Source organism: Mesorhizobium sp. M4A.F.Ca.ET.020.02.1.1, from assembly GCF_004022645.1.
Lineage (GTDB): Bacteria > Pseudomonadota > Alphaproteobacteria > Rhizobiales > Rhizobiaceae > Mesorhizobium.
Genome location: NZ_RZOI01000152.1, coordinates 1 through 10,046, shown reverse-complemented (window position 1 = coordinate 10,046; position 10,046 = coordinate 1). Strand labels below are relative to the sequence as shown.

Genomic DNA, 10,046 nt, shown 5'->3' with positions numbered 1-10,046 from the left:
GCCGATGACCGGCCGGGAATCGGGCAGCGATGGGCGAAAGCCCAGCCACTCGGACGACGCTCGGCCAAGGTCGGGGAAGAACTGCCTGACGCCGCGATCGAGCAGCGCCAGACGGCGCGCATTTGCCGGTGCGGCATGCCCGCCCAACTCGACCGTGCCGGCGACGCGCAGCCGGCCAGCCATCGGCGTCATGTAGAAGCCGAGATCGACAGGACAGACCGGGCGATTGAGTAGAGGTGCGTCGGTCAGGAATTCGAGATGGTAGCCGCGTTCGGTTTCCAGCGGGATGCTGTCGCCGGCTTGCGCAGCCAGAGCGCGCGAGCGTGCGCCGGCAGCGATTACCACTGTCTTCGCTTTGACGCGGAAATCGGAACCGCCTAGCTCAACGCCGCCAGCGTCAGCCCGCAGGCTGGTCACTTCGGCTCTGACCAGCAGCGCGCCGCGGGCCGCGGCCGCATCGAACAGCCGGCGCATCACGAGGCTCGGATCGGCGACATTCATGGAGTGAGGGAAGTAAAGGCCGCGGGCGTGGGTTGCCTGCAGGCCGGGCTCCAGCCCGGCCACCTCTTGCGACGTCAGCACCTCCTGACGAACGCCAAGCTCGGCGCGCAGTGCCCGCCCGCCGGATGCGGCGGCAAAATCGCCCTCTCGGCGGTAGAGATAGAGGCAGCCGTTGCGGCGCAAAAGATCCTGCAGGCCGGCTTCCTGCGCCATCTCCCCCCAGGCCGGCAAGGCTTCGGCCAGCAGCCCCGCGAGCGCCAGTGCGTTGGCTCGGGTGGCCGCCGGCAGCGATTGCCTGACAAAGCGGACCAACCATGGCGCAAGCTGGAAAAGCGCTGTCCAGCGCAATGCGAACGGGCTGTCCGGGTCAAGAAGCAGTTTCGGCAGCGCGCGCAGGACGGCCGGATTGCCGACCGGCATGCAGGCATATTCGGCAATCGTTCCGGCATTGCCGAACGAGGCGCCCGAGCCCGGCTCGTTGGGATCGATGAGAAGGACCTCGCGGCCTTCGCCGGCAAGCCGCAATGCCGTCGCCAGCCCGACGACACCGGCGCCAACGATGGCGATTTCGACAGTCCTGGACGCTGCCACCGATGACCTACACAAAACCCGGCAGTTGCAGATGGCCGGCCGACAACAGTTCGGCCATGATGGCGAGTGCCGTGCGCAGATCCTCCTGCGAGCGCGCCGCGCCGACATTGATGCGCACGCCGTGCTGGACCGGCTCGCGGCCGACCGCGAAGGCATCGCCCGGCAGCACGGCGACACCGCGCTCCAGGCAGGTGCGGGCAAAGCCCGCGCCGCGCCAGGGCTCCGGCAGGCGCAGCCAGGCATGGGTCGACGTCGGATGTGCCTGTATGTCGAAGCGGCCGAGGATTTCGCTCAGGATCGCCTGGCGCTGGCGCAGTTCCTGCTTCTGGATGTCGATGATGCGGGCAGCAGAGCCTTCCTCGATCAGCCTGGCACCGATCAGCGCCGTCAGCGGGCTGATGCTCCAGCAGTTGATGCGCAGCGCCGCCGCGACCTGGCCGGCGATGGGGCGCGGGGCGATGACGAACCCAAGGCGCAGGCCCGGCGCCAGGCATTTCGACAGCGCGCCGAGATGGATGGTCAGTTCGGGCTCGAGACAGGCGAAGGAGGGTGGCGGGTCGTCGGCCAGCGGCCGGTAGACGTCGTCCTCGATGATCAGCACATTGTAGCGGCGGGCAACCGCCGCAAGCTCATGCCGGCGCTCCGCGCTCAGCGTGATCGTCGTCGGGTTGTGCAGCGTCGGCACCAGGAAGACCGCGCGCGGACGCAGGTGCGCGCAGGCGCCCTCGAAGGCGTCGGGGCGCATGCCGGCGCGGTCCATGGCGACGCCCCTGAGATCCAGCCCATGCACGCGACAGAGCGCGTTTATGCCCTGGTACGTCACCTCGTCGGCAAGCACGACCTCGCCCTGCCTGGTCACCGCACCGAGGACACCGTCCAGTCCGTGCTGGGCGCCAGCGGCGAGCACGACGCGGCCGGGATCGCCGTCGCCGGCGACGGATTTGAACCAGTCGGCCACCGCCACGCGCGCCCAGAGCGGTCCTTCCGGCGGGTGGTAGTCCTGAAGCGCGGCGTAGTGCCGGTCCTTGGGCAGACGCGGCAGCAGCGCGGCAACCGCATCGAGATAGGCGGTGGTGGCCGGCCGGTTGACGGAAAGGTCGATGATGCCGCTCTGGTCGCTCGGCGACGACACGAAGCCCGGCTTCTCGCCGACGTCACGGGCGGCGACCGTCGTGCCGCGTCCGGGCCGCGCTTCGAGCAGCCCCTGCTCCTGAAGTGTCGACAAGGCCCGCGTGACGGTCGTGACATTGATGCCCAGTGCCCGCGCGATCTCGCGCTGCGGCGGCAACCGGTCACCGACCGCGAGCGTGCCGGCGGCGATGCGTTCGGCGATCGCGTCGGCAAGGCGACGGTAAACCGGACTTTCGTCGTCGGGGAGGCGAAGATCTTGCAGCATGCGGGAATCGACTACGGCTGATGTCTCACTGTTGGCGCATCTAGCATAAGACAATACTCCGGACAATAGAGCTTGTCTGGCGTACAACCGCAAGATATCCTGTTAACAATCTCACACAATCCGCCAAAAATCGGCCTGACGGACAAAGTTGTCTGCATCTATGGTCGACTACAGGTTAATTGTGTGACCATACAAGTCACATGACCTGCCGGGCAGCAGCCGGTTTCCGGGAGGACGAGGCATGGATCGCAAGCCGCATCTCAGCCGCATCAAGGATTGCGGACTATGAGCGCCAGCCAGGCCGCATTGCCGGCCGCCCCGGCCACGATCGCGCCGGCCGCGCAAGCCGGTCCCGGCAAGGGTTTCGTCGAATTCGCCGACGTCGAAAAATCCTACGACGGGCGGACTTTCGCCGTGACGCGGATGAACCTCACCGTTGCGCGCGGCGAATTCCTGACGCTGCTTGGTCCTTCCGGCTCCGGCAAGACAACGACGCTCAACATGCTTGCCGGCTTCGAGCGGCCGACGCATGGCACGATCACGCTGGAAGGCCAACCGGTCGACCGCTTGCCGCCTTATCAGCGCAACATCGGCATGGTGTTCCAGAACTACGCGCTGTTCCCGCATATGACGGTCGAGGAGAACGTCGGCTTCCCGCTCTCGGTCCGGCAGGTCGGCAAGGCCGATATCGCATCCAGGGTAGCGAGCGCGCTCGACATGGTGCGGCTCAGGCAATTTGGCGACCGCCGACCGACCCAGCTTTCCGGCGGCCAGCAGCAGCGCGTGGCGCTTGCCCGCGCCCTGGTGTTCAAGCCGAGCCTGGTACTCATGGACGAGCCGCTCGGCGCGCTCGACAAGAAGCTGCGCGAACACATGCAGCTCGAGATCAAACAGATCCACACCATGCTCGGCGTCACCATCGTCTACGTCACGCATGACCAGAGCGAGGCACTGACGATGTCGGACCGCGTCGCCGTTTTCAACAATGGCGGCATCGCCCAGCTCGGCTCGCCCGATGATCTCTACAACAACCCGCAGAGCTCGTTCGTGGCGAGCTTCATCGGCGAGAACAACACGCTGGAAGGCGTGGTTGACCGAGTCTCCGGCGCAGAATGCAGGGTCCGGCTGAGCGGCGGTGGCGAACTCACCGCGCTGGCGATCGGCGTCGCGCAGGGCGCTCCCTGCCAGGTCGCCATCCGACCGGAACGGCTGACCCTGACGCCGATGGCGGCCGGCGGCAACGCCCTGCCCGCCACGGTGGACGGGCGGATCTATCTCGGCGACCACCTGCGCCTCGTGGCCAGGCTCGCCAACGACCAGGTGCTGACCGTCAAGGTCGGCCCCGAAGCGACGATGGCAAACGGCGAGGCCGTGACGGTCTCCTGCGCGCCCAATGATTGCCACGCCTTTCCGGCCGATGCCGGGACGGGCGGCGCCATTCCGAAACAGGGGAAAACGACATGAAATACACAAAGCAGACTCTGCTCGCGCTTGTGGCCGCAACTGCCTGCACGACGATAGGCCACGCCGCCTTTGCGCAAGAGCTTTCCATCATGGCGAGCGGGGGCGCTTGGCAGGACGCCCAGCGCAAGGCCTGGTTCGAGCCGTTCAGCAAGGAGACCGGCGTCAAGATCCTCGAGCAGGAATATCTCGGCGACCTCGGCAAGGTGAAGGCCATGGTCGACACCGGCAACGTGCCGATCGACCTGGTGACGGTCGAGACGGCGACCGTGCTGCAGGGCTGCGACGCCGGCATCCTCGAGCGGCTCGACTATTCCAAGATCGGACCGCGTGACAAGTTCATCGAGGGCTCGGCGCTCGATTGCGGTGTCGGTCTCGATGCTTACGGGGATATCCTCGCCTATGACCCGACCGTGCTGAAAGAGGCGCCAACATCGGTGCTCGACCTCTTCGACACGACCAAGTTCCCGGGCAAGCGAGCCATGCGCAAGTTCCCGGCGCAGAACCTCGAATGGGCGCTGATGGCCGACGGCGTGGCGCCGGCCGACGTCTACAAGGTCCTTGCAACGCCGGAAGGCGTCGACCGCGCCTTCAAGAAGCTCGACACGATCAAGAAGGACATCGTCTGGTGGGATGCCGGCGCGCAGCCGGCGCAGCTTCTGGCCTCCAAGGAAGTGGTGATGACGACCGCCTGGAACGGCCGCATCCAGAACGCTATCGACACCGACGGCAAGCCGTTCAAGATCGTCTGGAACAACCAGATCCTCGAATATGACATGATCGCCATTCCAAAGGGCGCCAAGAGCCCGGACCTCGCCTACAAATATCTCGCCTATATCAGCGAGCCGGAAAACAACGCCAAGCTTGCCAGCTACATCACCTACGGACCGGTGCGCACCGATGCCGCGTCCTTCGTCGCAGCCGACGCCTTGCCGAAACTGCCCAACGCGCCGGACCATCTGGGCGGCGCCTATCTGGTCGCCGACACCGAGTTCTGGGGCGACTACGGCGAGGATCTGGTCAAGCGCTTCAACGCCTGGCTTGCGCAGTAGGAACGGGCATGTCGGCGCTCCAGCCCAGCGAAGTCGACCGGCCCGCGCTGGCCCGCGGCCGGCCAGCCGCCGACGCGGACCTCAAATCCGTGTCGGCGGCGCTCCGGCGCGCCGAATTCGGCGACCGGCTGCGCTCGCTGCTGTTGGCGGCGCCGCTGCTCATTCTCCTGGCGTTGAGCTTCGGCATACCTATCGTGCTGCTGCTGTCGCGCGCCGTCTATGATCCGACAATCGCAGATGCTTTGCCCAAGACGACCGTGGCCCTGGCCGGCTGGAACGGCCAGGGCCTGCCGGTGGACGATGGCTTCGCGGCGCTGGCCGCCGACCTGAAGGACAACCAGGTCAAGGGCACGGCCTATGAGCTGGCCAAGAGCCTGAACGCCCGCCTGCCCGGCGCGCGCAGCCAAGTGCTGAAGACGGTGCGCAAGCTCGAAAACGCCGACGGTCAGGCCGCGCTCGAGGCCATGAAATCGGTGCCGTTCTGGTCGGCGCCGTCGACCTGGCAGGCAATCCGGAATGGCACTCACAGCCTCACCTCGTTCTATCTGCTGAGCGCGCTCGACATGCGCTGGAATGCCGATGGCGGCATCGAGCGGGTGCCGCCGGAGCAGGCGATCTTCCTGCAGGTATTCGTGCGCACCTTCCTTGTTGCCGCGGCGGTCACGCTCGCCACGCTTCTGCTCGGGTTTCCCCTCGCCTACCTCATCGCCAGCGCACCGAAAGGCCTGGCCGCCGTGCTGATCGTCGCCGTGCTCCTGCCGTTCTGGACCTCGATCCTGGTGCGCACCGCCGCGTGGACGGTGCTTTTGCAGAAATTCGGCCTGGTCAACGACTTCCTGCTCTTCATCGGCATAGCCAGCGACCGGCTCGACCTGATGTACAGCCGCATCGGGCTGATCATTGCCATGACGCATATCCAGCTGCCGTTCACGCTGCTGCCGATCTACAGCGTCATGCGCACCATCCAGCCGTCGCAGATGAAGGCGGCCTATTCGCTTGGAGCCAAACCCCTCACCGCCTTCCGGCGCGTCTACCTTCCGCAGGTGTTTCCCGGCGTGATGGCCGGATGCCTGCTCACCTTCATCCTGTGCCTGGGTTACTACATAACGCCGGCGCTGATCGGTGGCGCCAGCGACCAGCTGATCAGCAACTTCATCGCCAACTACGTCAATGTCGAACTGAACTGGGAGATGGCGGCGGCCTTGAGCTTCATCCTGCTCGTCTTCACGTTGGCGCTGTTCGGCATCTTTGCTCGCATCCTCGGCCTCGACCGCCTGAAGCTGGTGTAGCCATGCTGTTGTCTCCCTACCCAACCCTTGGCGAACGCATCCGCATCGCGCTGCTCTGGATCTGGTGCGCGCTGGTCATCCTTTTCCTGCTGGTCCCGATCCTCATTCCGGTTCCGCTCTCCTTCAACAGCGGTGCCTTCTTCATCTTCCCGCTGGAGGGCCTCTCGACGCGCTGGTACGAGATGGTGCTCGGCACCCAGCGCTGGCAGTCGGCGATCGGCAACAGCCTGATCGTTGCCTTCGGCACCACGCTGATCGCAACGACGCTTGGCACGCTGACGGCGATCGCGCTTTCCGACGAGAAATTCCCAGGCCGACGCATCGTCATGCCGCTGCTTCTGTCGCCGCTCATAGTGCCGGTGGTGATCACCGCCGTCGGCTCGTATCTGTTCTATGCGCGCATCGGCCTGGCCAGCACCTACGCCGGCATCATCCTGGCGCATACCGCTCTAGCCAGTCCGTTTGTCGTCGTGACGGTGGCGGCGAGCCTCACCGGCTTCGACCGCAATTTGATGCGTGCCGCCGCGATCTCCGGGGCGAAACCGCTGACCGCGTTCTTTCGGGTGATGCTGCCGCTGATTCTGCCCGGCGTGCTCTCTGGCGCGGCCTTCGCCTTCGTCACGTCCTTCGACGAGGTCGTGGTCGTGCAGTTCTTGGCCAGCGCCGGCCAGCGCACCATGCCGCTCGAAATGTTCATCGGCCTTCGCGAAAAGCTCAGCCCGGCGATCACCGCCGCCGCGACGCTGATGATGGCGCTGTCGATCGTGCTTCTGGTGGTGGCCAATCTTTTGGCGCGGCGCGGTCAGAAACGGCCGGGCGCAGCGGCATAGGTTCTTCAGGACCGGCGAGGCCGGCGGCTGAGGTCTTCACGCGTCGGCCACCGGCGTCCAGATCACGTCGTCGATCCGCGCCGCGCCCGTCGCCAGCATCACCAGCCGGTCGAAGCCGAGCGCCGAGCCGCTGGCCTGCGGCATGGTGGCCAGAGCCGCGAGAAAGTCCTCGTCGATCGGGTAGCGCTCGCCATAGATGCGCTCCTTCTCGTCCATTTCGGCGGTGAAGCGGCGGCGCTGCTCGGTTGGATCGGTGAGCTCGCCGAAGGCGTTGGCGAGCTCGACGCCGCAGCAATAGAGTTCGAAACGCTCGGCAACGCGCGGATCCTCCGCGCTCGGCCGGGCGAGCGCGGCTTCCGAGACCGGGTAGCCGTACAGGATGGTGGCCCGCCCCTGCCCCAGCGCCGGTTCGACCTTCTCGACCATCACCCGGCTGAACAGGTCGGCCCAGTGGTCGTCGCGCGCGGTGCGCAGGCCGGCACGGACGAGGGCATCGTGCAGCGCCGCGCGATCGGTGCCGCCGTCGGCGGAGACGGTCGCGAGAAGTTCGATGCCGGCATGGCGCGAAAAGGCTTCGGCGACACTTAGCCGCTCCGGCTCGGCGAAAGGGTCGGCCTCGCGGCCGCGGAAGCGAAAGGTTTTCGCGCCGGCCTTCTCCGCCGCGAGAGCCAGGAATTCGGCGCAGTCCGCCATCAGGCTCTCATAGGTCTCGCCGACGCGATACCATTCGAGCATGGTGAATTCCGGATGGTGCAAGGGCCCGCGCTCGCGGTTGCGCCACACCGGGCCCAAACTGAAGATGCGCCGCTCGCCGGCGGCAAGCAGCTTCTTGCAGGCGAATTCCGGCGAAGTATGCAGATAGAGCGGCTGGCGCGCGCCATCCGTCCCGATCGCCTCGGTGGCGAAGGCCGCCAGATGCGCTTCGTTGCCGGGCGAGACCTGGAGCGCCGATGTCGTGACCTCGATGAAATCGCGACTGGCGAACCAGCCGCGCAAGGCGGTGGCAATGGCGTTGCGCGCCAACAGCCGCGGCCGGCGGTCGGCATGGACATCGGGCGTCCACCAGGGGGAAGCTTGGCTGGTCATCGGCAGGAAAATCGCCGGGAAGGCTGGCGGTTCGGCGCAAGATGCGCTAGGGCGCACGCGGTGGCCGCCGTAGCCGATTTTTGGCAATCAGCGCTCGCAGGCCGAAAAACTCGATTGGGATTGAATACCGTGGTCAAGGTCATCGCCAGCTCCTTACGCAAAGGCAACGTCGTCGATAAGGACGGCAAGCTCTATGTCATCCTCTTTGCCGAAAACATCCACCCTGGCAAGGGCACGCCGGTGACGCAACTCGACATGCGCCGCATCGGCGACGGCGTGAAGGTTTCGGAGCGTTATCGCACGACAGAGATGGTGGAGCGCGCCTATGTCGAGGAGCGCGAGCACACTTTCCTCTACTCCGACGGCGAAGGCTTCCATTTCATGAACCCGGAAAGCTACGACCAGGTCGTGGCTCCGGAAGGCGTGGTCGGCGACATGGCCCCCTATCTGCAGGAAGGCATGGCGGTGCAGCTGGCGCAGTTCAACGGCGTGCCGATTTCGCTGGTGCTGCCGCAGCGCGCCGTGTTCGAGGTGGTCGAAACCGAACCGGTCACCAAGGGCCAGACGGCGTCCTCGTCCTACAAGCCGGCCATGCTTTCCAACGGCGTGCGCACGGCGGTGCCGCCGCACATTTCCGCCGGCACGCGCGTGGTGGTGATGACCGCCGACGGCTCCTACGTCGAGCGCGCCAAGGACTGAGACCAGACGCACGGTCTACCAGAGCTCGCCGGCGATGTTGCGGGCCGCCTCCTCGTGAACGCGCGAGATGGGGGCGCCCGGCAGGCGCCTCGATCACGAAGTTCAGAACGCGCCCGGCCCCGGCTTCTATTTGTTCGCCACCGTGGGGGCATAGCCGGGCCGGCGCACCGCCCTCACCTTGCCGCTGTTGCCGCCGCCGCAGAAGAAGCAGCCTCCGCCATCGGATTCCAGCCCGGACACACCCATTCCCGCCGGCATGTCCAGCGTCTGAAGCACCTCGCCGGTATCAGGATCGATGCGCCGCAGATCGCTCTCGTCGCCTTCCCAGGTACCGTGCCAGAGCTCGCCGTCGACCCAGGTGACCCCGGTGACGACGCGCTTGGACTCGATGGTACGGATCACCGTGCCGGTTTCGGGATCGATCTGATGGATCTTGCGGGCGCGGTATTCACCAACCCAAAGCGAGCCCTCGGCCCAGGTCAGGCCGGAGTCGCCGCCATTGCCGGGAGCCGGGATCGTGGCGATGACGTCGCCGGTCCGCGGATCGATCTTCTGGATGCGCTCTTCGGCGATCTGGTAAAGATGCTTGCCGTCGAAGGCGGTTCCGGCATCGGCTGCGACATCGATCGAGCGCAGTGTCGCTCCTGACCCAGGATCGAGCGCATTGAGCTTGTCGCCCGAGGCAAACCAGACTTTCTCGCCGTCGAAGGTCACGCCAGCCACGGTCTTCACCCCCGGAAAGGGTCCGTACTCACGCAGGATTTCGGCAGTCGCTCGTTTCATCGCGGTCTCCATCGATCTGGACAATACACCTGGCACTTAGTTCCTGGGCATGTCTCTTTCCCGAAACTTTCGCCAGCATGCTTAGTCGCTCGGCAGCGGGCCCGGGAGTAACAAGACAGTCGGGAATCCGGTCACCGGCGGCATCATCCAGCGGCGCGCCCGGCCACGGCCGATGGCCTGAACCTTTCTCTCGGCCGAAAGCTCCTCCAGCGCCCGCTGCACGGTGCGAGCGCTGGCGCCAAGCGCGATCGCCAGCGCCGAGCTCGACCAGGACTCGCCGTCGGCGAGGAAGGCCAGCACCGCGCCATGCTGTTCCTCGACCGGCGGCGCCAGCACGACCACCTCGCCGGCGCCAAGC

General features: G+C 66.2%; 9 protein-coding genes and 1 pseudogene. 5 read left to right on the top strand and 5 right to left on the bottom strand.

Features of this window, described 5'->3' with window-relative positions:
- Together EN742_RS12600 and EN742_RS12595 are read right to left on the bottom strand one after the other, a co-directional pair.
- A partial coding sequence (locus tag EN742_RS12600) for an FAD-dependent oxidoreductase (protein ID WP_128332862.1) occupies positions 1 to 1,092 on the bottom strand: 1,092 nt, incomplete at its 3' end.
- Between the two features lie 7 nt (positions 1,093 to 1,099).
- Entirely contained in the window at positions 1,100 to 2,488 is a 1,389-nt protein-coding gene (locus EN742_RS12595; RefSeq protein WP_127421199.1) for a PLP-dependent aminotransferase family protein, read from the bottom strand.
- Positions 2,489 to 2,773: 285 nt separating this feature from the next.
- On the opposite strand from EN742_RS12595, the gene EN742_RS12590 reads away from it, so the two are divergent.
- From EN742_RS12590 to EN742_RS12575, 4 genes are read left to right on the top strand one after another with little or no spacing between them, the layout of a single operon-like run.
- Entirely contained in the window at positions 2,774 to 3,952 is a 1,179-nt protein-coding gene (locus EN742_RS12590) for an ABC transporter ATP-binding protein (protein ID WP_127406379.1), read from the top strand.
- Positions 3,949 to 5,001: an ABC transporter substrate-binding protein gene (locus tag EN742_RS12585; RefSeq protein WP_128332861.1), complete on the top strand. Its 1,053-nt coding sequence runs from the start codon at positions 3,949 to 3,951 to the stop codon at positions 4,999 to 5,001. The genes EN742_RS12590 and EN742_RS12585 overlap by 4 nt, the downstream gene beginning before the upstream one ends.
- Before the next feature lie 8 nt (positions 5,002 to 5,009).
- The gene (locus tag EN742_RS12580; RefSeq protein ID WP_127406377.1) at positions 5,010 to 6,290 is read left to right on the top strand and encodes an ABC transporter permease; all 1,281 of its coding nucleotides are present in this window, start codon (positions 5,010 to 5,012) and stop codon (positions 6,288 to 6,290) included.
- Between the two features lie 2 nt (positions 6,291 to 6,292).
- Positions 6,293 to 7,120, top strand: a complete 828-nt coding sequence (locus EN742_RS12575) for an ABC transporter permease (protein ID WP_127406376.1) — start codon at positions 6,293 to 6,295, stop codon at positions 7,118 to 7,120.
- A gap of 36 nt (positions 7,121 to 7,156) precedes the next feature.
- Here the strand turns inward: EN742_RS12575 and epmA are convergent, their stop codons facing one another.
- Positions 7,157 to 8,206 (bottom strand): EF-P lysine aminoacylase EpmA, encoded by a 1,050-nt coding sequence (epmA, locus tag EN742_RS12570; protein ID WP_128332860.1) that lies wholly within the window; start codon positions 8,204 to 8,206, stop codon positions 7,157 to 7,159.
- 129 nt (positions 8,207 to 8,335) lie between these two features.
- On the opposite strand from epmA, the gene efp reads away from it, so the two are divergent.
- Positions 8,336 to 8,905 (top strand): elongation factor P, encoded by a 570-nt coding sequence (efp, locus tag EN742_RS12565; RefSeq protein ID WP_126055087.1) that lies wholly within the window; start codon positions 8,336 to 8,338, stop codon positions 8,903 to 8,905.
- Between the two features lie 126 nt (positions 8,906 to 9,031).
- On the opposite strand, the gene EN742_RS12560 is transcribed toward efp, so the two are convergent.
- Complete coding sequence (locus EN742_RS12560) at positions 9,032 to 9,688, bottom strand: PQQ-binding-like beta-propeller repeat protein (RefSeq protein WP_127407204.1); 657 nt, start codon at positions 9,686 to 9,688, stop codon at positions 9,032 to 9,034.
- Positions 9,689 to 9,769: 81 nt separating this feature from the next.
- Positions 9,770 to 10,046, bottom strand: a pseudogene (locus EN742_RS12555) (helix-turn-helix domain-containing protein); the annotation flags it as partial.